Raw genomic sequence first — 23,268 nt, 5'->3', positions numbered from 1 at the left:
ACCCCTATCCCTTCATTCCTGTTTTTGAGCAGGCTCCGGAAGTCTTTTACACAAGAATGGGGAGAAGCGTACCGGCGCAAAATCCCGGCAGTCATTCACATAGAAGTATGTGCGTTTGCCTTGGCAGTCCAGTTCCACCACATCAGATGGAGCCAACGGACGGCCTCTGTAATCTTCCGGCAAATGCTCATTAAAGTCCAGGAACAGGCGCCCCAGCACTTCCATGTCATTCTGCCCCTTTGGGCAACAGACCTCTGCGCTCCATACCGTCTGATAGGCGGCAGCAGGCGGCTGTTCATATCCAGCCTTACGCAGTGCATCCAGTTGCTTGAACGCGAAAGGTACCGTCTGTGTCTCACCCAGGCAAAGCTGGTAAATGCAAAACCTCCGGAAAACTCTCTGGCTGTCCAGAAGATCCTTCAGCACCTGATTGCCCTGAGCAAGAAATATCTGATACTCTTCCTTTGTCAGCCCCAGATACTCTGTCAGGTCCAAATCTTTCTCCGCTCTGGTGTGCCAAAGCTCGACGCAGCCATCTATATAAGTAAAATCACACTTACCGCACAGATATTGCTGCTTAAAATTCATTCTCTGCACCTCCTTTTCCCTCTGTTCTTTCTCCCGAAGGGCAAGCTGCCAATCATCAAACCCTTTATAATTCGGATTCCAGGTCAGCCGACGACATGCCATTCCATTTTTTCGGGCCATCAGATAGATCTTAGATGCCCCATTAGAGGTCATTTGGTTACTGTACTTATCCATATCATGAGCCTCAATGATCTCCTCAGTGCCATTCTGTGCCAACAGTGCAAACAGCGTATCCAACTGGCTTGTGTTGTTTGCGCCGGCAATCGCCGCAAAAGTCCGGTTTGTCAGGCAGTGTGAGATGTCTGCTTTCAGCAATCCCTCAATGACATAGACCACCCGAGCAGATGGATTGCCGATAAAATGTACCGGGCTCCCGGATGTGACACCCATATTTTTGGACGAGGACGAAAACCAGATGTATTTGGCTCCTGACTTATCCGGTGGATCATCTTTTTGCTTGAGCGGACTATCCAAAAGTATCTGCAGGCCATGTATCATACCGTCGTATCCCACAGCTGGAATCAAAATCCCTGCGTTTTTTCGGTAGAAGTTCATGGTCCAGCGCCCGCTGTCATCCAGATAAAAGCCGGGCACCCCCTCCACCTTGCATCCCTGTTTCATCAGCCGCTCGGTAATGGAGCGGCAAAGGAAAGGGGGTGGAGTGCTCTTGAACCCAATCCGGTCGATCTGTTCATCCGACAGTCCCCGTTTTGGGGAGTGCAGATGGTTGCGGTGGGCAGGCTGAAGAGGCAGCATAGCGAGCAGCAGCGAAAGCGTTTGATGAATTTCCTGTCCGCTGGCCCGTTCTGCTTGCTGCACTGTTTTTAGTTCGCCCCTCCTCTCATATCCGGCAAGGTCGGTCTGAGTCCCCGAAACCGGGGACCCAGTGCCAGCCTGCTGGTTTCCTGCCATCTCATATCCAGAGTTCGGCCGTTCCCTGTGAAAATCGTTGCACAGGGCTTCTCCTATCTCCCAATACGCATCGGATGTAGTCGTATTGTTTAGCCGCGCATAAAGCGCAAGCATACCGCCATGCTCATCACAATAATTGCACCGCCAGACATTTTTGACGAAATTCACATTCATCTTGCCGCGGCGGTCACCACAAAACGGGCAATCCACATATACACTGTTTGCCTGTCGGCGTCTGATTCGTAGATGTAGAAGTTCCACTACATCCATAATACCGAACGGAAAATCTCCTGGATATGAGTCCATCTGTTCTCCCTCCCTTCTTGGCCCCATAGATGGGGCTGCTTATCATCCGGCTTTCTGTGCGGCCATACCATCGAGCATGATCTGCGCCGCAGCACGAACGATATTGTTGGTGCTCTTGTTGCCTGGGGTGAGGTAGAATTTCAGACTCACCGGACGCTCCTTGGCAACTGTTGCCATGGTCTTTCCTTTGCTCAGACCGCTATCCACCACCACATTCTGCGCTTCTTCAAAGGTCATTACCTTCAAGATGTCTTCTACCGGAGTGCTCTCCGTATAAGAAGGCGCCACAGGCTGATCGGGTGCTTCCTGTTGGACAACAGGCGCCACAGGCAGTTCTTCCGGTTCATCCGATTGGAATACGGAGGCGGCCGGCTGCTCAGACGCATCATCCTGTTTTGGACTGCTATCCAATGTAACCTCGCGGCTCGGTACCGGCAGCTCCATATTGGGAGCATTCTCCTCTACCTTGCCGGCAGGCAGTGTATCCATATTCTCCTTCTCTTCTGCAGCCATCTGCTGGACAGTGGGCTGTACCGGAGAAACCGGGGACTGTTCATTCTGAACCGGCTTTGCCGCAGGTTTCTGAATAGGCGCCGGACGAGCAGGCGCATTACGGCGCTCTACGGCGTTCTGAGGCGTTCTCTCCAGCTGGGCATGAACTTCCCCACCAGATTGCCGCAGCGCCGCTCCAGGGGCTTCTACGGGCCTCTGCGCCGCATTTGGCATCGGTTGCTGGATATGAGCTGTCCCGGAAAGCGGAATACTGCTTCCAAACACCTTGCCCGTACTGTCAACAGCAACATCGGCAAACTGCAGACCAAAACCGGCATCCGACAGCGCAGCACTCAATGCCTCATCCTGGGCAGCCTGCACATAGTCGGTACCTTCTTCCGCACTGTGCTGCGAGATGTAACTGCTAATGGGCTCTGCATCACTGCGGTCCAGATAGACTCTGGCCTCCATAATCGCAAGCTGTTCCGTGATCCGCAGGGTAGTCAGTTTCATGCGGCCCTGGGGGTGGCGCAGACGGAACCACAGTTTCTGATAAGGCAATTCCAACTGCAGCATTTCCTCATTTGTCTTTCTGGACACCTTATGGCGCAGAAATTTGAGCGGGTCAAAGCCCGGCACCTTGTTCAGTTCTGCCACTGCCGGAATTGTTTTGTACATCATAGGCATCGGATTACTTTTTTCGTTCATGTTGGAAACTCCTTTCTGACATAAAAATAGGAGACGCCAAGTGCTATTTCTGCATCTGACCTCTCTTTTTTAACTTGCGTTCTTCAATTGTTCTTCCAATGCAGCTGGAATGGGGATACCGGCTTTCTTTGCGTAGGCTTTGAAATACATCTGGATACGCATACCCAGCAGCGTATTTCGCTTTCCAATCTCATTACGATGGATTGCCATAAACAATACCTGTTTCTGCCCAATCAGCACCACCCGCTTTTTAGCGCGCGTGATTCCAGTGTAGAGCAGATTACGATACATCATGATAGTGTGCGCTTTGAGCAGCGGCATAATGACTGTTTCATACTCAGAGCCCATAGCCTTGTGGATCGTAGTAGCATAAGCCAGATCCACATTGCTCAAATCATCTACGCCATATTCCAGCGTCCTGCCAGCACCAAAATCCATGCCGATCTTTTTGCCCTGGTCAGTGTCCTTAATATACCGGATGAAACCCAAATCACCATTAGATACCTTTTCTGTGTTCTTGGTCTGCATGATGCGGTCATTGATCCGGAATATCTTGGGGCCAAACTTGATTTCCTCCTCCGCAGAGCGGAATGGGTTGACCAATTCACGAATGGTCTCATTCAGCTGTTCCGACGACGCGGCGCCTTCTGAACGGAAAGGTGAAAGAATCTGCACATTCTCAATGCCACTCTCCTGTATCTCCAAACAATACCGTTCTGTAATCTTTTCAGCGGTGTCTTCCTGACTATCACCAGACACGAAAACAAAGTCCGGTCCGTAAAACAGTTTGGTATTGCCCTCGTTGATAAATTTGGCATTATAGGCAATCAGACTATCCTTCGACTGACGGAAAATCTGATCCAGCACCGTTACTGGGACGATTTTGGTTTCGATGATTTCACGAAACACATTTCCGGCTCCTACGCTCGGAAGCTGATCTGGGTCGCCTACCAGCACGATTCTGGCATTTATCTTCATGCGTTCAAAAAATTTCTCAGCAAGCCACATATCCACCATGGAAAACTCATCCACAATGATTAAATCGGCCGACAGTGGCTCTGACTTTCTGTTCCGGCTACCCTCATCCTCTTCACTGGTCAGTCCCAGACCACTGTGTAATGTTCGGGCATCCTCAAAGCCGGTACTCTCCGACATCCTGCGGCTTGCCCGACCGGTAGGTGCCATAAGAGCAATTTTGCCATCAGGGTACAGCCGCCGGTAAACCTCAAGTATCGTCCGCAGCACTGTTGTTTTACCAGTACCAGGAGAACCCGTAATCACTGACAAGCCATGCCTAAATGCTGCATAGACCGCAGCCTCCTGCTGTGCAGACAAGCGCAGTCCCATTTCAACCTTGACCTGTTCCAGTACCGGCGCAATATGCTCTACTGGCATCTGGGCGACCAGACGCTGGGCGATCCGGCGCGCCGTTTCGTCCTCTTGGGCAAACACTCTGGGAAGATAGATATTATCCTTCACGGAAACGATTGCTCCATTCAGGATCATTTCCTGCATCATATCCCTGACTTCCTGCTGATGCAGGCGAAGCTCCGGTACAGGTATCTTCTCATTGAGCAGTTTCAGCGCTGATTTCTCCAGTTCTTCAGAACTGATGTACAGATGGCCTCGTTTACTCTTGCCCTCATCCAGCGCACAAAAGACAGCCCCTTTGATACGCATAGGGTCATGGAGATTGCCCCCGCTCTTTTGTACGATTGCATCTACCCGCCGAAATCCAAAGCCGGAGATCTGGCAAAGCTCAAATGGGCTCTTTTCCAAAATCTCTACGCTGGTCGGGCCGAAATATTGATATATTTTCAATGCCGTCTTGGGAGTAATCTTAAACGGTGCCAGCAAGGTCATAATTCCTTGGAGCATACGGTTTTCTGCATAAGAAGCTTTGATGTCCTCCAATTTATTTTCCGTAATGCCCCGGATCTCCAACAGCCGCTCCGGCTGGTGTTCCAGAATATCCAGTGTGTCCACACCGAACCGCTCCACAATGTCTGCGGCGGTTTTGGGACCAATCCCTTTGATAAGCCCGGAGGCAAGATAGCCCTCTACGCCGTTTTTTGTTCTGGGCACAATTTCACGCCACTGCTCCACCTGGAGCTGGACACCATACTTGCCTTTTGCCCATTCCCCATCCAGTTCCAACTCTACCGCATCTGTCCGTGGAATCTCATACCCCACAGCTGTAAAGCGGATCAAATGGTCTTTGTACCGCCTGTTTGACCTGGCCTCAGCTGGCACGCTCTGGTCTGCGGTTTTTACACTGACGATACAAAACTTATTGGCAGGATTATAAAAAATCGTCCCGTCGTAGGTACCAATACAATTCATCCTTTTTCACCTCACTAAGCGGCCTCCATAATCGAGGCTCTAACACTGAACCGTCTGGATTCGGATACTGTAACAAACTGTTCGTAAATATCCGGATGCTCCAGTTTCAACCGAAGCAGGTTATCCTTGTCGATGATGGACTTGCGAACAGGGGTATAGGTAACCGTATAGTTCACTCCCTCCTGCTCACAGACTGCAGTACAGCTGGTACCCATTTCCGCAATCAACAGCGCCTTCAGACGCTGAATATCCTTGTCGATTTCTTTGGAGTACACCTCTGCATTTTTCTTTTCATCCAGAAGCCGCAAATACTGCATGAGTTTTGCAGTCATATCCAGGTCGAGTGCAACGGCCGGGGCATTTTTATCTGCCGGGCCAAAGTGTTTGCGTGCGCTCTCAATAATCAAGGCCCCACTTTCTGTATAGGGCGGCGGCACATGGCGCTGCACATGGTTTTCCCAGAAATACTGCTCCAAAAAGACCATCTCAGCCTCATACTCGAAATCACGCTTGACCTCCCGGATAATAACTTCCTCCTCGTTGTTACCATACAGGCAGCAAAAGAAACATCGGTCAAGATCCGTTACTGCCATATAATGACGCCCCTGAGATTCATAGTAGACTGGAACAGTCTCCTTCCCATTCATCCACCAGTTATCTCTGGCATTATAGTTTGTGGTCTTGATCTCAAGGATCGCTGTGGTGCCATCCGGCAGTTCCACAAAGTAGTCCACATCAGCCAGCATCCAAGGATACTGTGGGTGCTGGAACATCTTTTTGATTTGGTAGACCCGATATCCGGTTTTCCGCTCGAATATCTTTGCTACCAGAGGCTCCAGCAAATGCCCCATTTCCATGGCAACCCAGTTGCCCTCATCATCTTCCACTGACGCTATGTTCAGTTTGTCGTAGTACAGATCCCTGGCTGTCCGGAATGGAGAAGTGCCAAAGATCGCCGATACATCGCTGCCGCCGATTCCACGGCGCCGGTAATCCAGCCAGTCTTCTTCTGAAATATCTGCCGTTTCTACCAGCACCAGCGGTTCATGCCGCTTTCGTTCAGCACTATTGCTGCCGGACATATCAAATCCCCCTTCGTGATCTTCGGGGCAAAATAACTGCCCTCGCCATTGGTGCAACATTTCGGGGCCGGAGCGAAGATACTGCCTGTCTCTTCATCTTCCAGTCCGTGGAATGTGCCGGCTTGACCCGCCGACCATTCTGCTTTCTTTTCTGCTTCACATTCATGTACATGACCTGCCTTTCTCAGTTTTGATTTATCCTTAAAGCCCTTTCAGGCTTACAGGCAATAAAAAAGCGAGAATGACAGACGGCATAAAGCCTGGCGCCCATAGTTGCCTATGAACCGATGTCATTCTCGCAATGGTGGGTAAATCCCATAAAATAAAAAAAGCCAGCAATATACCGGCCTGAAAAGGCGCAGTGATACTACTGACACAAGTACAAAATTAACAGCGTGTGCAATGCAGTCATTACTCCGCAACACAAGCCCTAAAGCCTGTGTACCCTGACGGGCAACGCACAAAAATCAATTACATTGCAATTCTAACACAATATATAGTGCTTGTCAATTCAAATATTCTATATATTGATTTTTGGATTTTCTTTAAATTTTCTTTCCTCTTTGCAGAAGTTCTTTCTTCCCTGCCTATTTATAGGATGTATCGGATCATTTGGTAATACCGGATGATCCCTACACTCTTTTAGTACCTTGACAAGTTCATAACCTCTATGGGGAGTTATACAGGAATTCTGGACAGTGTGCGATGACCACAGAAGCGCGCCCATAATCGAAGTGCTGCACAGCAGCAGCCTGAAATACACGGCAGAACCGTTCTGGCGTAGGAAATGGCCCCATTAGAGTTCTTTTGTTATTTCAATACCTCCTGACCTCAAGACCGTTTTCATTGTTTTTGTTGAAAACCTTCTTCTACAAATCGTAAGGGATCATTGTAATCGAAAAAAGGAGGACGATTATGGAGAAAAGAAAACCGAATGACCTACCGCCGGAGCAGTGCTTGGCTGTTGATACCGATACCCTTTGCAAACTGTTGTGCTGTGGAAGGCACACTGCAGTACAGATTGGGGATCTTGCCAATGCACGCATTACCATGAACACCCGTGTCCTATGGAGTGTCCAGCGTATCAAAGAATATCTTTATGATATTTCCGGCTAAATAACCATGCCAGTAAGGCGCACTACACTTTTATAATCAGGAGGTACCAGTAATGGCAAAAGTGAGAAAAGACAACAAAGGACGAAATCTTCGGCCTGGAGAAACACAACGGGCAGATGGCAGCTATATGTATGTCTACAAATTAGGCACTAAAAAGAAATATCTTTACGACTCCGATCTCGCAAGTCTTCGTGTCAAAGAAAAGCAGATCAACAAAGATAAGGATGATGGCATCCGTACTCAGGAAGCCATGAAGCTTACCCTGAATGATATGTTCAAGGTCTACATGAATAACAACATCAAACTGAAGCCCTCTACCAGAGCAAATTATCTTTACCTGTGGGACTTCTATGTGAAAGAAGAGCCTTTCGCTAACATGCCTCTGCCACAAATCCACAGAAGTGATATTCTCGCGTTTTATACCAAACTGCTGAAACACGGCTTTGCTATCAACTCACTGGAGAGCATCAACACCATTGTTCACCCTACGCTTGAAATGGCCGTGGACGACGATTACATCCGCAAAAATCCCAGCAAGGGCATTTACCGCAAGCTCAAGACGGATGGCAGCGCTCCAAAGCCTAAACGGCGGATCGCACTCACTAAAACGCAACAGCAGAATTTCCTGCGTTTTATTGCCAAGTCCCCTACATACAGCCATTGGCTCCCCATCATGACTGTGCTCCTTGGAACAGGAATGCGTGTAGCAGAATGTACCGGCATTACCAAAAGCGATATTAACTTGAGCGAAAACACAATCTCGGTCAACCACAACTTAATCTACCGGGTCATTGACGGAAAAGCCGGATTTCACATTACCACTCCCAAAACTGAGAGCGGTACACGAATTATCCCTATCCTCTATCCAGAGGTGGCCGAGCAGCTTCGCCTCCAGATTGAAACCATCGACGCATTGTATCCAGACGATCAACTGGTGTTAGGAGGAGTTCACGGTTTTGTTTTCCGCAACCGAACCGGCTCATTCATGAGCGCCCACAATATCAATCGGGCGATTGAGAGAATCAGCGTAACTTACAACATGGAGGAAATGGATCAGGCTGAACTGGAAGACCGTGAACCGGATCTGCTCCCTCATTTTAGTGTTCACAACTTGCGGCACACCTTCTGTACCCGGCTCTGCGAAAGCACCAACGATGTTAAATTCATTCAGCAAGTCATGGGGCATGCCGATTTCTCTACTACAATGGACATCTACACCCATATTACACAAGAGAATATGCAGGAGAAGGCAAAAAACATTAGTGTGAACATGAAGCTGATGTAAAAAGAAAGGCGAATCTGCATTTTATAAGCAGATCCGCCTTTCATATTGCTTCATCCGGTTTCGTAGGGTCTCGCGCAAAAGTTGTAGAAAAGTTGTAGTAACGCGATTTTTTGTAGTAAATGACCTCTTTAGTACAGCTTTGCTCCTGCCGGAATACTGTCATCCAGCATCAAAAGATTTAAGCCTTCCCGTCCGTCATACTCGTACACTGCGGAAATCAGCATACCCTCGGAATCAATACCCATCATCTTTCTCGGCGGCAGGTTTGTGATTGCCACACAGGTCTTACCAACCAGCTCTTCCGGCTCGTAATACTCGTGAATACCGCTTAAAATGGTGCGTTTCCGGTCTGTTCCGTCATTCAGTGTGAATTTCAGGAGCTTCTTGGACTTCGGCACTGCCTCACAGGCTTCGATCTTAACCACTCTGAAATCAGACTTGCTGAATGTCTCAAAGTCTACATCATCTGCAAACAACGGCTCGATTTTCACCTTGGAAAGATCAATCTGTACGCTTGGCGCGGACACGGTTGCATCCTCTGCAGAACCATTTACCGCTGCTTTTTCGGCTTTGTTTTCAGCCTTCTTTGGGTCCAGGGTCTTCATTGTCGGGAGCTTTTTCGCTCTTGCTGTAAAGGTCTGTAAGATGATTTGTATTTCTTTAAATCATTACAATATTTTCTTTAGCAAGCTGTACTAAAATAACCAAATTCGCAGCCTTTTTTGGTCATATATTAGTCATATTAAATTTTTTTGGTCAATTGCCTAGCCCTCAAATCAGAGGACTCTTTTCTATATTATACTGTTGTTTCTAAAACACATCCATGTTCTTGGCAAGTTTCTCCAAAGCCTCTCTAGTAACCTCCGGATTTGCCTCCGCATAAATGTTCATGGTTGTGCTGACATCAGCATGTCCCATTACTTCTTGAATAACTTTTACATTGGTTTCGTTTTCACAAAACCTTGAAGCAAATGTGTGTCTAAAAATGTGACATGAAAACCTGGGCAACATTATAGGTTCTCTCTTCTTTTTCTTTGCCTCTACCTCTTCTTCGGCATTATGAGTATCAACGATTCTTTTGATTGCACGATTTACTGCCTGCGGATTATGTGGATTTCCAAACCGATTAGTAAATATAAAGTTTGTCATTCCATCAACCTCTGCAACACAAAAACCTTCTTCCTGCTGACGCTGGTATTCAGACTTGAGCACTTCATACACCGGTCCCATCATTGGAATTGTCCTTATTCCTGCTTCTGTTTTAGGTTCTGAAACCCTAAACTCACACTTGAATGAATTGTCAGATCTTGTGTAATAAGTAAGACTATGGTTAATATTGATTGTTCGTTTCTTCATATCAACATCGTCCCATCTGATGCCTATTGCCTCCCCGATTCTGCATCCAGTTCCAAGCAGAAATACAAAAAACGGATACCAGTGGAAGAAAAACGGATTCTTTGCAACATAATCAATAAACTCTCTCTGCTGCTCTACTGTCAGTGCTCTTCGACTCTTTCTAGCGCCACCATTTCTTTTTTTCACCTCGGCATAAGCTCCATCTACAGGATTTCTTCTTATTATATCATCTCGTACTGCCAGCTCAAATGTAGGTCGCAATACAGTATTGATACTCTCCAAAGTATTTACCTGCAATCCTTTGTTCGTAATCAAATCCGTATAGAAAAATAAGACATCAGAATACTTCACATCCTTAATCTTTTTCTTTCCGAACGTATCCCTGATAAAATGATCCCACGTATATAAGTAATTTGCCTTTGTAGTGCTTCGCAATTCCGTCTTGGTAGAAATATATCTATCAAACAAAAAATTTACATCTGCACTTCCAGCAACATATACATTTAACCCGTCCATCTGGTCACGAACAAGTTCGTCTTCTTTCTGCCTAAGTGTTACAAGAGATTTCGCATATATCGTCCTTTGTTTTCCCAATGGATCAGTATAAATATATGAATACCTGCCATCAGTTTTACGATAATGCTCTCCTTTTCGTAATACTCTTCCTTTACCATCTTTTCTACAAGCCATCTTTTCTCCTTTCTCAAAAAGAAAAGAGCCTGCATTACTTCTGGTCAGCCATTAGTTTCTCTAACACTGCCATTTTAACTACTTGCGTCATAGTCATGTTATGATTTTTGGTGTATTCAAGCAGCAATTCATGTTCTTCACCATTCAGTCTGATTGTAATCCTCTTATCAGCAGGATTTTCAGCCTTTGGTCGTCCCATCTTTGCCAATATATCACCTCCATCTGAACATAGTATACTTTATGTCAGACATAAAGTCAAGTATATTAATGCAAACTCTTTCATATTCTTTTCAATTTATTTGTAGAATTCCTCGTCTTCTATATGAAATGTCTCCAGATATTCATCAAGAATATCAAGGTTCACAAGCACCAGTCTATTCATCTTATAACATGCTTTCGCATCCTTAGCTAACTGCTGGAACTTTGATAAACTCATCGAGTACATCTCTGCACCCTCTGGATATCTGACAAATCTCTTGTTATTTGTTTTCTTCGTTCTGTTATCCATTTTGTTTCATCTCCAATTCCTCTAATACCATCTTGCGTGCTACAGGTAACAGATTAAGCTGCATTATCATCGCTCTATCCATAGCTTCCCTAATCTTCGATTCTCCTGGAATATACCCCGACTTAAAACGGACACAGCCCTTATTCAAGGTCTGAATATCTTCCGGCATAAAATCAGATCTGTTGCTCAATGCATACCCTCTTATTTCTGAAGGCTCAACTATCACATGCACAGGATTATCTTTCAGTTTTGATGATAATGGAACAACTGAAATCTGAGGTGCACCGCCATGATTACTTGCATCACACGATACCACGATTCCAGGTCTGATTCCTCCCTGTACTCCATGCGGGTTACGACCAAAGTCAGCATATACAACATCAAACTTTTTATATTTGTCATAATGTTTCTTATTCTTTTTCATAATCTAAAACCCCCTTAACTGCATAGCCAGCCTGCCATCATCTACTGTAACGATAATTCCTCCGGCAGCCTGAACTTGCGCTACTTTTATAAATGCGTCAATAAGATTGTCTGTAATAACACTCATGTTTGCGACTATTACACCATCTACCTGCTTTTTTCTAATCTTGTCCACAATCTGATGCCACTGTCTGTCCACATCATTCTGTGAAAATCCATGTCGGCGTTCAGTACCAACAATCATGTATTCTTTATTTTTTACATACTCATGAATATATTTACTTTGCTTGTCCTCTAAGTGATCCACTTTATCCAATGGTGCACTTACTGACAGATACTCTATACATTCAATCGTCTTTTTCTTTCTTCTCATAGCTAAACCTCCTATGAAACAAGCATCTCTGCACTATCTAGCATTTCGTTAAATATCTTTTGAAAATATGCCCTCTTGCTGCAATCCATTAATTCCAGCCTGGAGTCTATTGAAGTTTCTTTCTTACTCTCTGCCACATTCAGGATTGTATTGGCATCTACCTTGAAATAATCAATTATCTTAAATAGATTTGTGATACTTAATGCACGTTCTCCATTCTCATACTTTTTGATAGTTGACTCACTAATGCCAAGCTCCGCTGCAAGAGCTTCTTTTGTAAGATTTCTTTGGATTCGTAACGACTTAATCACGATTCCAACTTGATAACCATCATATTTCATCGCTATATCCTCCAGTGTCCTTTGCCATTTCTCTTAACATCTCCACAGCTGCATCTTCTGTCTCATACTGACCAAGCCACTTCCCACTTGAATCGTGTACTACTGTTCCGAATGCAGTCTGTGTAAATCTGCAATCCTTCACAGCCGGGACTTGTTTGTCCCGACCGGAATGATTTCCTGTTATCGTTCTCCCGCAGGACTCCGTTAGCATCCAAAGTCCTCTGCATGAGATGCAGTAATTGGCACCGGACCAACTTCAAGAGAATAGAGCCATATGCCCATATCTGTGATGGTCTTTACAAATTCCTCCAGATCATAAATGTCATCGGTGATATCATTCAGGCTTCTGACTACTACAACCTCAAAATCTTCCTCTTTAAGTGTTGCAAAGAAAGCATTCAGTGCTTCTCTGTCATAGTCCCTTGTCATTGAGCGATCACAATACGCATCATTTATTATTACTCCATTTGGCAATGCCTGATCACGCATATTCTCGACCATCTGGACTACATTGAGTTCTGCTCTGCGAGACTTTATAAATGCAATTCCCTTAGCAAGCTCCTGATTCTCTGTTTCATTGTTTCCTACTACATTAAAGTTTTTCTTATTCATTTTGCTGTCTCCTTTACGTCTTCGTATTGGAGAGTTTTGGCGCCTCCACTCTCGTGGTGTGCTGTTCCTTAGCACATGTTTATGGTACTCTATTAATAAAACCTATGCGCCCACTCTAAAGACTATCTTTTCTGATTTGTAGTCTTTAAAAGACTATTTTTAATTTCTCCCTCTATTCTTCCAGTCACCATTTTTAAATTGTTTACTAATTCCACCATCTCCGGCGAATAATTCATGTGTTCTTCTCCAAACAGCAAAAAATCAGCAGAGCAATCCAAGATTTGTGCAATACAATATAATTGTGGTATCGTACAATTTGCTTTTCCACTTTCAATTCGAGACATCTGGTTCTTACCAATGCCAAGATAGCTTGCCAATTCTATAGCTTTCATATGCCTTGATTCACGTATATCTTGAATGCGTATACCGATTTCAGAACATGTATCAGAATCATATTCTTTTATCTCTTGAATCACTCTGCTTCACCTCCCTTACAAAAAAATAAGGAGCCTCAATCATTCAAATATTGAACGATATCGGCTCCCTTTTGCCCTTATCAACTGCCAATTCAGCTGATGTATTATTTAACTTTTATTTTATCTGCCCGCTGTTTTTTTACAGAATAAACTACAAAATTTCCATCCTTGTCTCTGCGCACTTCTGCATCATGACCATTTTTTGTTGCGCAGAGTATCTGCTGGTATAACAGATGAATTTTATCTTCCATATGTTGCACCTCCCAATGTTGGCATATCTAATTTATCATAAGTGGGTATAACAAACTCTTCCTCAAGTTCCCAATTTTCTTCACTTATCAAAATAATTGATATCATATCATGGATTTTAATTGTACCAAGTCTTCTTTTGGCAGCATCAAACTCATCCTTATTGCTAAGCACAAGACTTAATTTTGTACCATTATCTCTTAAAGAATTCACATAACAACAGCCGAAAAACCAAGAAAGTTTTTGCATCACTGGTCTATGTGGTCCAACATATACATCAAAAGCCCATTCCTTTATTCCATACTTTTTTAATAATTCTGTTTTGATAACAAAATCCGCTCTAAATCTAATTGCCTCCGTAGTATAAATAATATTTTTTTCTTTTTCAATTTCACATTTATACCCAAGCTGCGTAATATCACAAAGTAATCTATCAATAACAATATCTTCTAATACACTTTCAGATTTTCTTTCCTTTCCTTCATATACGTTTATTTTCTCCAGTCCATGTGCTTGTAATAACATATCTAATGTTACACCACTTTCAGGTACTGCATTATCTGCAATCGCTTTAATAAGTGAATCCTTATTTGGTGTTGTATTCTTTTTATTTATCAACCTAGATATAGTAGATGGGCTAACTCCACAAACTCTAGCGAATTCATTAATTGACCTCTCATCCCCTTTAGCTCTTTTAGTCAAATCAGCCAAGGTCTCCATATCTTGATCATATTTTCTATAATATCCTGGGAACAAATTCTTAATTGTCTCATTTCGTTGCACGAACGTCACCTCCATGCAATAGATGATATCACATCTATTGCGTGAAAGCAATAGCTACGCAACAGTTTTTTATAATCATTCATTAAATGCATTAATCAAATTTATCAAAACCTCTTTTTGTTCTTTCGTTATTTTAATTCCACGCTCATATTTTTTCCCAAATAAAATATAGTCCGCAGAACCTCCTAATATCTGTAATAATATAAACAACTGCGAAATAGTGCAATTTGCTCTACCATTTTCAATTCGTGACATTTGGTTCCTTGTTATTCCCAATTCCGTTGCCAACTCAATGCTTTTCATATTTTTGTCTAGTCGCATTTCCTGTATTCTCTGCCCTATTTCAAATTGTACATTCTTATCATATTCTCTTATTTCCTTGTTCATATCGTCCATCCTTTCAAACTTGTTACCGTTAACTCGTTTGAGGGCGGACAATAACTCCCTAGATATGTAATTTTCAGCAAATAAAAAAGGACACATGAAAAACAGTCCCAGTCCTCAAACTGGTTTCTAATTTTTCATGCGTCCTTAGGATGGCACCTTTGCGTATCATCAGCTTACGCTTATTGCAGGTGTCTCCCATATCATGATGACCACTAATTTAATTGTCTTGTCCTGTTGCGACCAAATATCTGCCGCACCATCTGATGTCTGACTGTATGTATCAGATATAATACTTATCCTGCTCTACTTTATCTAACAGTTCACCTTCCTTGAAATTCTTCAAGGTCATTACTCTGCCACAATGGTGACATTTCATCATTACTCTCGGCAGTACCGGATAATTTCTGTTACCTGTAACCATGTATGAAACTTTCATACTCTTTTTGCACTTCTTACAATAAAAATCTATAACTTTTAACTCTTTGTTCAATTCAGTTCGCTCCTTATTCATACAAAATCATCAATCTACAATTCTGTACTCGTAAAGGAAAGGGAAATCACCTTTGCAAGCCTTTTGCCGGGAGTTCCGATGAATGTCTGCACATTCCCCGGCTTTGCTGATCTAAAGCCAACTGATATGAATTGTGCTGTCAGCACACAATCACATCAGGCTCCGGCTCTTTCCATAAACCACATATTGTTATCTTCATAGAAAAGGAATATTTCCTTTCCATTTACCACACAGGTATAACGCTCTCCAACGCCGCCAGCCCTTGTACTGGCTGCTCTGCGCTTGTCTTTTACTCGTGTAATCTCATACTTTCTGCCATCTTCCCATGTTATCTCTTTGGGAATGAGCAGTCCGTCCTTTGAAAACTCTGCAAGTACATCAACATATACCTTATTGCTCAATGTAATCACCTTCCTTACAAGATTGCTATTGCTCTGGAAGCATCCATCTTCCTTGCTATATAGCCTTTTTCTTCTAATATTTTCAGATGTGCATAAACACTTGAAGTCGATGCCACCCCTACCATCTTGCATATCTCCCTGATAGTAGGAGCATAACCATTCACACGCTGATATTGCATAATACTTTCATACACATTCTGCTGCTTCTCCGTCAATGGTGCTCTGTCTACCAGATCAATTCTTGCTGCTTCGCTCATGTTCCGCCTCCCTCTTCTTTAACTCTATCGCTACTCGTAGTGCAGCTCAATTCCGCTTCGCTTCATTTCGCTCACGGCAGTCGCCGTATCAGATAACCAAGTCCCATATGTTTATGTGCAAGCACAACACATCTGTGCCTTGATTATCTGGCACTTCTCGTTGCTAACCTGAAAAATACCCATGTGGATGTACCGTGTGTTCTTCTTTTGCATTGACTGCCGACAGAATCCTGTCCCGGTACATGAGTCCCCTCTGGATACTGTAAAATCCAAATCTTCTGCGTATCTCATCAACCGCTGAATCCATCTTCATCTGCTTTTCACGCTTCTCCACACTTGAGAACAAATCAATCTGTTCCCAATAATTGTCTGTTACTAGGTCTGCACCTCGGACACCAACACTGCGGATTGGTTTGCTCCAGTTATAGTTTTCCTTAAATATCTGATAAGCGTATGCAGCTATCTCTCCGGTGATGTTTGTTGCATGGTCAATCTTTTTCTGACGGGTAAAAGAGAATAGCTCATTATCCCTGACACTTATCTCAACCACTCTGCACCGGAATCCATTCTCACGAAGTCTTGCTGCAACACTCTCAGCCAGAATATAAAGAACAATCTTTACATCCTCATCGCATACTAAATCCTTTGGTGTCGTTGTGCTGTTTCCCACCGATTTGATTGGAGCGTGGGTATTCTCCAGCTTGACAGGTGAATCATCATAGCCATTAGCAAACGACCATAAGATACTGCCCATCTTTCCTAGGTGACTGTTAAGCACTTCTTCATCAGCCCTTGCAAGATCACCTATGGTTTTGATACCAAATAATGCAAGCTTTCTGTTCGTACTTTTGCCAACGTATAGAAGATCTGCCACCGGAAGTGACCAAGCCTTCTGCTTAAACTCACTCTTATACATAGTTGTGATTGCATCAGGCTTCTTATAATCAGAACCAAGCTTTGCAAATATCTTATTGAAAGAAACACCAACACTTACTGTGATGCCAAGCTCTGCCTTCATTCTCCTGCTGATTTCCTGTGCAATGAGCAATCCATCTCCTTTAAGGGAGCTGCTCCCTGTCACATCAAGCCAGCACTCATCTATTCCATATGGCTCCTGTCTGTCCGTATATTCTGCATATATCTCATGCGCCATCCTTGAGAACCGAAGATATAAGTCCATTCTTGGTGAAACAAATGTTATGTCCGGACAGACCTGTTTTGCCTGCCAGAGTGCCATTCCTGTTTTCACACCGTACTTCTTGGCTATATAGTCGGCTGTTAAGACAATCCCATGTCTTGCCTCTGGGTCACCGCCTACTGCCAGTGGCTTTCCTGCAAGCTCCGGATGATGCAGATGCTCAATCGAGGCATAACAACAGTTGATATCTGAATGAAGTATTACCCTGTCTTCCATCTTCATCACCTCCTGCATTTAATCTGTCACTACCATAACCTTTAGTCCAAGTATATGAGTAATGTTTCTTACAGGGCATAGTATAACTCTAAGAATAATCGACTGTCAACGGACACATGTGTCCTTTTTCTCATTATATTGGATTTTTAGCTTGAATAATTGGTACTGTTGCTATATACTATGGAGTGAAAAGAGACATTAGAAATCAACAAAATGAAAGAAAAGAGGCGTATGTATGTACTCAATCGGAGAAATCATTTCATCATATAGAAAAAAGAAAGGCTTGCTCCAGCAGGATCTCGCTGATGAATTAGCTAAGGAAGGTGTTACCATTTCCTACAAAGCTATATCTAACTGGGAAAGAAATCTTGCTGAACCAAGCGTTACCATATTTTACAAGGTGTGTAGAATCCTTGGTATTACTAATATGTATGAAGCATATTTTGGAGTAAATCCTGCAGATCCACTCTCTTCTCTTACTGATGAAGGCAGAGAAAAGGCTATGGATTACATCCATCTGCTCCACGCATCCGGAATGTATGAAAAGCAGACTGCTAAGATAATTCCATTCCGAAGCATTGATATTTTTGAAAATGCTGTATCAGCCGGAACCGGTAACTTCCTTGTAGACGGACCAAAAGAGACTGTATGTATAGATGAATCTATCTTACCGGAAGATACTACTTTTGGTGTCCGTATCAGTGGCGACAGTATGGAGCCTGAGTTTTCTGATGGTCAGATTGCATGGGTATTACAACAGGAATCTGTTGCTAATGGAGAAATCGGCATCTTCGCTCTAAACGGAGAAGCCTACATCAAGAAATTGCAAAACGATAAAGACGGAATCTTCCTTATCTCGCTTAATGAAAAGTATGCACCTATCCCCGTCGGAGAAGATGATCGTTTAGATATATTTGGTAAGGTTCTCGGAAAATGTAATCCTGCTGATATTGCTAAGAGTTACAAATAAGACCAGTGCCAATTAATGCAAGTCCTTTTTATTGGACACATGTTCTTGCATAATTAACACTAAGAAATCAGAATCTGAAAGAAGGAATTTTTATGGCGGTTGTCAACAATATCAAAGAAATCCGTGAGCAGCGTGGCATCTACCAGGATGAACTTGCTGAAGCTACCGGATACTGTACCAAAACCATCGGTCGAATAGAACGTGGGGAAAGCACCCCATCCGCAGAGTTTATGCTGCGGATTTCAAAATACTTTAATATGATGGTGGAAGATGTCTTCCATGTAGAAGATTGAGCTGGGCACATGATACCCAGCTCTATTACTATCTACTTTCAACATAAATTTTAAAAAGCGACGATTTTCGCAATCGTCGTCAGACTGTTCCTGTTGGGCGGTCTGACTTTTTTAACGATAGTGCAAACATCGTCAGAATTTGTCTGCGGTCAGGTTGTATCATAGCGGCTCCCTCCAGTAAGCCGCCGTATCCGCCAGCGTCAGCACGTCATTTCCTTTGAGGGCAAAAGAAACGGCGGCCCTGATCTTTCAAAACCGCCGATAGAGCATCACATTTCTAAAATGAGCGCACGAAATTATCTGCCCCAGTCAACGGTTTTTTTCTTTCCCCGGACGGGGCAGATAACTTATTATGCAGAGCGGAGCCGGTGTGCGCTAATCGGTTCCCCGCATTTTTTCCTTTAACTTCTGAAAGGATGTATCACTGATTACATGTTCTATCCGGCAAGCGTCCTGCTCCGCCGTTTCTCTGTCTACGCCAGCAGCCACAAGCTGCTCCGTAAAGAATTGATGGCGTTCATAGATTTTCTCTGCCACCTCCCGGCCTATATCGGTCAGGTGGAGAAATCCATCCTCGTCCATTGTCAGAAAGCCGCCATCCCGCAGAACGCCCACCGCATGACTGATACTCGGCTTTGAAAAGCCCATGTGCCGAGCAAGATCAATGGAGCGGACCATGCTCTGCTTCTTTTGAAGAATCAGCACAGCCTCCAGATAATCCTCCCCGGACGCATGAATCTTCATCAGTTCCTCCTTTATGCAAGGCTCCAGCCGGAAGCCTTTTTACGGATATTTACAAAATCCTGATAAATCCCGGCTTTTGCCATAAGCTCGTCATGGGTTCCCTGTTCGCTGATCCGTCCATCAGAGATCACCAAAATCTGATCTGCCTGACGGATGGTATTCAGGCGGTGTGCAATCACAAGTAATGTTTTACCCTTTACCAGCTCATTGATTGCCTCCTGGATATAGCTTTCATTATCGGTATCAACACTTGCAGTCGCTTCATCCAGAATGACAATCGGTGCGTCCTTCAAAATGCATCGGGCGATAGAGATTCTTTGCTTTTCGCCGCCGGACAGAGTAGCGCCGCCTTCACCGATGACTGTCTGGAATCCATCTGGCAGCGCCATGATAAAATCATAGCAGCGGGCTTTTTTTGCAGCCTCATAGACTTCTTCCTCGGTAGCGTCCGGTTTACCCATGCTGATATTGTTGTAAATGGTATCCTGGAACAAGTACACCCTTTGGAAAACCATGCTGATCTGTTTCATCAGTTCGGCGAGAGGTATATCCCGAATATCTGTACCGCGGATTGTCACTTTGCCGGATTTCACATCCCACAGCCGCGCCAGAAGGTTCGCAATCGTGGATTTGCCACCGCCAGACGGTCCCACAAGTGCGGTCATGGTATTCTTCTGCATAGAGAAGCTGATGTTGTGCAGGACTTCCTTGTCCTGATAGGCGAAGCCCACATCGCTAAATTGTACTTCTGGCTGATCCGGCTGTGCCTGTGACAGAATATGTTGATTTCCGTTATCGGGAAGTTCGGGCTCGTCCAAAACAGCTTCAATGCGGTCTAATGCGGCATTCATCACGGTCAGTCGGGTTGCTTCTCCATAAAGAGCTTTCAGAGGTCCAAAGAGATCAAAGACAAACAGCAGCACGCCCAAAAGATAAGCCAGGGAGAGTACGCCTTCCTGATGTAAAAAAACGGATAAACCGAAGATAGCGGCAATACCCACGCCATAGAGAATGTTTAAGCCAGTGGTCCACGGTGTCATTTTCTGCTCAAACTTCGTATTGACATCCCTTGATTTTTTGAAGTTTTCCGTTAATTCGTCAGATTTTTCTCCGAGCAGATTGTAACTTTTGATAACCCCAATTCCTTCAGCAAAAGACAAGACCGCATCCGTCAAATTCTCGCTTTGGTTTTGACGCCCGACAGCCTCCTTGAAGGAAACCTTATTCATATATTTTGCAACCAGTGATGCCAGCAAGGTAATGATTACCGCAATCAGCCCAAGTCTCCAATCCAGTACGAACATAAAAACAGCTAAAACCAAAGTAGACAGCATATAGCTCATCATGTTGCCAATGGTACTCATAGAAACTTCCTCAATGAATACCATATCCGTACTGAGAACAGAGCTGATTTTGCCAATATTCCCCGATGTAAAGTAACCCATCGGCATTTTTCTTAAATGATTTCCCAACTCCATCCGTTTATCAGCAAAGATCATAAATCCAGCGGCACTTTGCAGACGGTCGCTCAAATAGTGAACCACTGTCTGAACCACTACAACAGCTAATAATCCAAGTCCGACAAACAGACAGGTCTTTCCAGTCAGCGTATTATCAGCAAACCCGGCCAAGACGATAAACGCCATGAAGATCGGCATTTTGGAGAGAATGGACTCGACAAATGCACATAGAAATGCAGCCTGAATACGGCTTTTATACCTCCCGGAGAGGTTCAGGATTCTTGAAATCAATGCAAACATTTATCTTCCCTCCTTTGCAGTAGATACTTTCCACTCGGTGCTGTCCTGAGCCGCTTTCCACAACTTTTGGTATTCTGGGCAAGCTTGAATCAACTCCTGATGTTTTCCGGTTGCCACCATCTTTCCGTGATCCATAACGCATATTTGATCTGCGTTCATTATAGCGGGAAGTTTGTGAGCGATAACTACCAAGGTTTTTCCCTCCACCAGCTCCGCAATAGCAGCCTCCATTTTTTCCTCATTTTCTGGATCAGCATAGGCCGTGGCCTCGTCAAGCACTACAATCGGGGCATCCTTCAATATTGCCCGCGCCAGGGAAATCCGCTGGCGCTGCCCCCCGGAAAGCATTTTCCCCGCATCGCCCGCCATGGAGTGAATACCTTGCGGCAACTTTTCCAGAAACTCCATACACTGGGCTTTCTTCGCCGCCTGCATTACTTCCTCATCGGTAGCATCCAAACGTCCAAGACGGATATTTTCCAGCAGGGAGGTGTTAAACAGGTACTGATCCTGAGCCACATAGGAAATGCGGCTGTTCAATGTCTCCAGGCTCATATCACAAAGTTTCTGCCCGCCAATGGAAATGCTCCCTTTCTGCGGGTCATAGTAGTGGATCAACAGTTTTGCAAGGGTGCTCTTGCCAGAACCGGATTCACCAACTAGGGCAGTTTTTTGTCCTGCTTGTGCCACAAAGGTAATATCGTGGAGGACTTCGTTTTCCGCTATTATCGGTTTCCCATCTGGGCCAGGCTGTGTCGTCTGATACGCAAAGGAAACATGATCGTAAGAAATGTTAAAATCCTGTCCGTGGAAATCATCCTCAGCAGCTTGCAGCGGTGCCGTATTTAACATCTGTTCAAGTGCCGTGATCTTATAATTCAGATTCGGAATCGTCTCCATAAAGCCCAGTGCTTTCAGGAGAGGAATCCCAATGCTGAGGGAAAGGCAGAGGACTAAAATCAAATCAGGTAAAGTGCTTATGCCACAGAGAACAAACCATGCCCCAAGAGGCAAAGTCAGAATAACAGTGCAGGGCAGTAGACTTCCGTATATCGCCATCCAGGGCCAGGCGGCCTTATACCATGCCAAGGTATAATCCCGATAGTCCGTTACATCCTTGCGGAAGTTCTCGTAAGATTCACTCTCCCGGTTGAAAACCTTGACAACCTCCATACCATTGATGTACTCAATGATCGTGTTGTTCATTTTCTGTGCAGACTGATAGTAGGGACCCATGCGCTTCATTCCAACAGAGTACATAATGACCATGGAGAGCAGGCTGATCGGGATAGAGGCCAAAGACATAAGAGCCAGTTTCCAGTCCGCACAAAACATAGCAACATAAATCACCAGCGGGATCAGTAAATTTGCGATACCCTCCGGGACTGAATGAGCAAGGAGCAATTCCAAGCTGTCCACATCATCGACAAACAGCTTTTTGATTGTCCCTGTCCCTTTTTCCTCCACAATGCCAAGGGGAAGTTTCTCAAACTTCTTTTGCAGAGATACCCGCAGCCGGAACAATGTGTTATATGCTGCTTTATGAGAAATTGATAATCCACATCCATAAAAAAACGCCTGCAAAACAAGACAGATCAAAACCCCTATAACACGCAATAAAACAAATTCTGTTTCAACAGAATCGCCAATAACCAATGGCGAAATGACCTGATAGGCCAGCACAAAAGGCAGGATGCCCATAAGAACGCTGACCAGTACGACAACCGTGGCCACATACATATTTTTCTTATATGGCCCTGCGTACTCAAAAATTTTTTTGAACATAAGCCCTCCTTATATTGAGCCGTACTGTCTGTGCTTCAAAAACAAGAGGCCGCCAAAGTAAAGCGGCCTCTTATCATTATCTTTCTGTCCAGTCAAGGCGGCC

26 protein-coding genes and 1 pseudogene are annotated in these 23,268 nt (G+C 44.4%); 4 read left to right on the top strand and 23 right to left on the bottom strand.

The window, feature by feature from the left end; all coding sequences use genetic code 11:
• Positions 1-12: 12 nt before the first annotated feature.
• From WMO29_RS07835 to WMO29_RS07820, 4 genes are all read right to left on the bottom strand, one after another.
• Positions 13-1,806: a YodL domain-containing protein gene (locus WMO29_RS07835; protein ID WP_118668487.1), complete on the bottom strand. Its 1,794-nt coding sequence runs from the start codon at positions 1,804-1,806 to the stop codon at positions 13-15.
• Positions 1,807-1,848: 42 nt separating this feature from the next.
• A complete protein-coding gene (locus WMO29_RS07830; RefSeq protein ID WP_118668486.1) occupies positions 1,849-3,006 on the bottom strand; it encodes a hypothetical protein in 1,158 nt (385 codons plus the stop codon).
• Positions 3,007-3,075: 69 nt separating this feature from the next.
• A complete protein-coding gene (gene recD2, locus WMO29_RS07825; protein WP_118668485.1) occupies positions 3,076-5,349 on the bottom strand; it encodes an SF1B family DNA helicase RecD2 in 2,274 nt (757 codons plus the stop codon).
• 14 nt (positions 5,350-5,363) lie between these two features.
• A complete protein-coding gene (locus tag WMO29_RS07820; protein ID WP_118668484.1) occupies positions 5,364-6,431 on the bottom strand; it encodes a YqaJ viral recombinase family nuclease in 1,068 nt (355 codons plus the stop codon).
• A 915-nt stretch (positions 6,432-7,346) separates the two neighbouring features.
• Between WMO29_RS07820 and WMO29_RS07815 the strand changes: the two genes are divergently transcribed.
• Together WMO29_RS07815 and WMO29_RS07810 are read left to right on the top strand one after the other, a co-directional pair.
• A complete protein-coding gene (locus WMO29_RS07815) occupies positions 7,347-7,547 on the top strand; it encodes a hypothetical protein (RefSeq protein ID WP_003501914.1) in 201 nt (66 codons plus the stop codon).
• Positions 7,548-7,599: 52 nt separating this feature from the next.
• A complete protein-coding gene (locus tag WMO29_RS07810) occupies positions 7,600-8,832 on the top strand; it encodes a site-specific integrase (RefSeq protein ID WP_006874387.1) in 1,233 nt (410 codons plus the stop codon).
• A gap of 128 nt (positions 8,833-8,960) precedes the next feature.
• Here the strand turns inward: WMO29_RS07810 and WMO29_RS07805 are convergent.
• The 16 genes and pseudogenes from WMO29_RS07805 to dinB form a co-directional block, all read right to left on the bottom strand.
• A pseudogene (locus WMO29_RS07805) lies at positions 8,961-9,443 on the bottom strand (lysine--tRNA ligase); the annotation flags it as partial.
• Positions 9,444-9,642: 199 nt separating this feature from the next.
• Complete coding sequence (locus WMO29_RS07800) at positions 9,643-10,878, bottom strand: site-specific integrase (RefSeq protein WP_055272996.1); 1,236 nt, start codon at positions 10,876-10,878, stop codon at positions 9,643-9,645.
• Positions 10,879-10,912: 34 nt separating this feature from the next.
• Positions 10,913-11,077 (bottom strand): DUF6290 family protein, encoded by a 165-nt coding sequence (locus WMO29_RS07795; protein WP_227081569.1) that lies wholly within the window; start codon positions 11,075-11,077, stop codon positions 10,913-10,915.
• A 96-nt stretch (positions 11,078-11,173) separates the two neighbouring features.
• Positions 11,174-11,386 (bottom strand): DUF6462 family protein, encoded by a 213-nt coding sequence (locus WMO29_RS07790; protein WP_015567913.1) that lies wholly within the window; start codon positions 11,384-11,386, stop codon positions 11,174-11,176.
• Positions 11,379-11,810 (bottom strand): type II toxin-antitoxin system PemK/MazF family toxin, encoded by a 432-nt coding sequence (locus WMO29_RS07785; protein ID WP_055941772.1) that lies wholly within the window; start codon positions 11,808-11,810, stop codon positions 11,379-11,381. Before WMO29_RS07785 ends, WMO29_RS07790 begins: the two co-directional genes overlap by 8 nt.
• Positions 11,811-11,813: 3 nt before the next feature.
• Positions 11,814-12,182: a recombinase family protein gene (locus tag WMO29_RS07780; RefSeq protein WP_055941769.1), complete on the bottom strand. Its 369-nt coding sequence runs from the start codon at positions 12,180-12,182 to the stop codon at positions 11,814-11,816.
• An 11-nt stretch (positions 12,183-12,193) separates the two neighbouring features.
• Complete coding sequence (locus WMO29_RS07775) at positions 12,194-12,523, bottom strand: helix-turn-helix domain-containing protein (protein ID WP_055941768.1); 330 nt, start codon at positions 12,521-12,523, stop codon at positions 12,194-12,196.
• A gap of 204 nt (positions 12,524-12,727) precedes the next feature.
• The gene (locus tag WMO29_RS07770) at positions 12,728-13,135 is read right to left on the bottom strand and encodes a recombinase family protein (RefSeq protein ID WP_055941764.1); all 408 of its coding nucleotides are present in this window, start codon (positions 13,133-13,135) and stop codon (positions 12,728-12,730) included.
• Positions 13,136-13,257: 122 nt separating this feature from the next.
• Positions 13,258-13,611, bottom strand: coding sequence for a helix-turn-helix domain-containing protein (locus tag WMO29_RS07765; protein ID WP_055941761.1), 354 nt, complete (start codon positions 13,609-13,611; stop codon positions 13,258-13,260).
• A 104-nt stretch (positions 13,612-13,715) separates the two neighbouring features.
• Positions 13,716-13,862 (bottom strand): hypothetical protein, encoded by a 147-nt coding sequence (locus tag WMO29_RS07760; protein ID WP_156335795.1) that lies wholly within the window; start codon positions 13,860-13,862, stop codon positions 13,716-13,718.
• Positions 13,852-14,643: a helix-turn-helix domain-containing protein gene (locus WMO29_RS07755; protein WP_106492172.1), complete on the bottom strand. Its 792-nt coding sequence runs from the start codon at positions 14,641-14,643 to the stop codon at positions 13,852-13,854. Before WMO29_RS07755 ends, WMO29_RS07760 begins: the two co-directional genes overlap by 11 nt.
• A gap of 75 nt (positions 14,644-14,718) precedes the next feature.
• Entirely contained in the window at positions 14,719-15,030 is a 312-nt protein-coding gene (locus WMO29_RS07750) for a helix-turn-helix domain-containing protein (RefSeq protein WP_158617909.1), read from the bottom strand.
• A gap of 280 nt (positions 15,031-15,310) precedes the next feature.
• The gene (locus WMO29_RS07745; RefSeq protein ID WP_156454675.1) at positions 15,311-15,466 is read right to left on the bottom strand and encodes a hypothetical protein; all 156 of its coding nucleotides are present in this window, start codon (positions 15,464-15,466) and stop codon (positions 15,311-15,313) included.
• A gap of 230 nt (positions 15,467-15,696) precedes the next feature.
• Positions 15,697-15,951 carry a hypothetical protein gene (locus tag WMO29_RS07740; protein WP_055941755.1) on the bottom strand — a complete coding sequence of 85 codons (255 nt, stop codon included), beginning with the start codon at positions 15,949-15,951 and terminating at the stop codon, positions 15,697-15,699.
• 5 nt (positions 15,952-15,956) lie between these two features.
• Positions 15,957-16,199: a LexA family protein gene (locus WMO29_RS07735; RefSeq protein WP_004611567.1), complete on the bottom strand. Its 243-nt coding sequence runs from the start codon at positions 16,197-16,199 to the stop codon at positions 15,957-15,959.
• Between the two features lie 163 nt (positions 16,200-16,362).
• A complete protein-coding gene (gene dinB, locus WMO29_RS07730; RefSeq protein WP_349164387.1) occupies positions 16,363-17,613 on the bottom strand; it encodes a DNA polymerase IV in 1,251 nt (416 codons plus the stop codon).
• Positions 17,614-17,848: 235 nt separating this feature from the next.
• On the opposite strand from dinB, the gene WMO29_RS07725 reads away from it, so the two are divergent.
• Positions 17,849-18,583: a helix-turn-helix domain-containing protein gene (locus tag WMO29_RS07725; RefSeq protein ID WP_008395288.1), complete on the top strand. Its 735-nt coding sequence runs from the start codon at positions 17,849-17,851 to the stop codon at positions 18,581-18,583.
• A gap of 92 nt (positions 18,584-18,675) precedes the next feature.
• A complete protein-coding gene (locus WMO29_RS07720) occupies positions 18,676-18,876 on the top strand; it encodes a helix-turn-helix transcriptional regulator (RefSeq protein ID WP_008395289.1) in 201 nt (66 codons plus the stop codon).
• A 375-nt stretch (positions 18,877-19,251) separates the two neighbouring features.
• Here the strand turns inward: WMO29_RS07720 and WMO29_RS07715 are convergent, their stop codons facing one another.
• From WMO29_RS07715 to WMO29_RS07705, 3 genes are read right to left on the bottom strand one after another with little or no spacing between them, the layout of a single operon-like run.
• On the bottom strand, positions 19,252-19,620 hold the full coding sequence (locus tag WMO29_RS07715) for a metal-dependent transcriptional regulator (RefSeq protein WP_270347125.1): 369 nt from the start codon (positions 19,618-19,620) through the stop codon (positions 19,252-19,254).
• A gap of 11 nt (positions 19,621-19,631) precedes the next feature.
• Positions 19,632-21,380: an ABC transporter ATP-binding protein gene (locus WMO29_RS07710; protein WP_270347124.1), complete on the bottom strand. Its 1,749-nt coding sequence runs from the start codon at positions 21,378-21,380 to the stop codon at positions 19,632-19,634.
• Complete coding sequence (locus WMO29_RS07705; protein WP_349164386.1) at positions 21,381-23,165, bottom strand: ABC transporter ATP-binding protein; 1,785 nt, start codon at positions 23,163-23,165, stop codon at positions 21,381-21,383. It lies immediately after the preceding gene.
• Between the last annotated feature and the right edge of the window lie 103 nt (positions 23,166-23,268).

Source organism: Laedolimicola intestinihominis (assembly GCF_040096155.1).
Classification (GTDB): domain Bacteria; phylum Bacillota; class Clostridia; order Lachnospirales; family Lachnospiraceae; genus Laedolimicola; species Laedolimicola intestinihominis.
The sequence above is the reverse complement of the archived record's forward strand: the minus strand, read 5'-3'. Positions and strand labels throughout refer to the sequence as shown.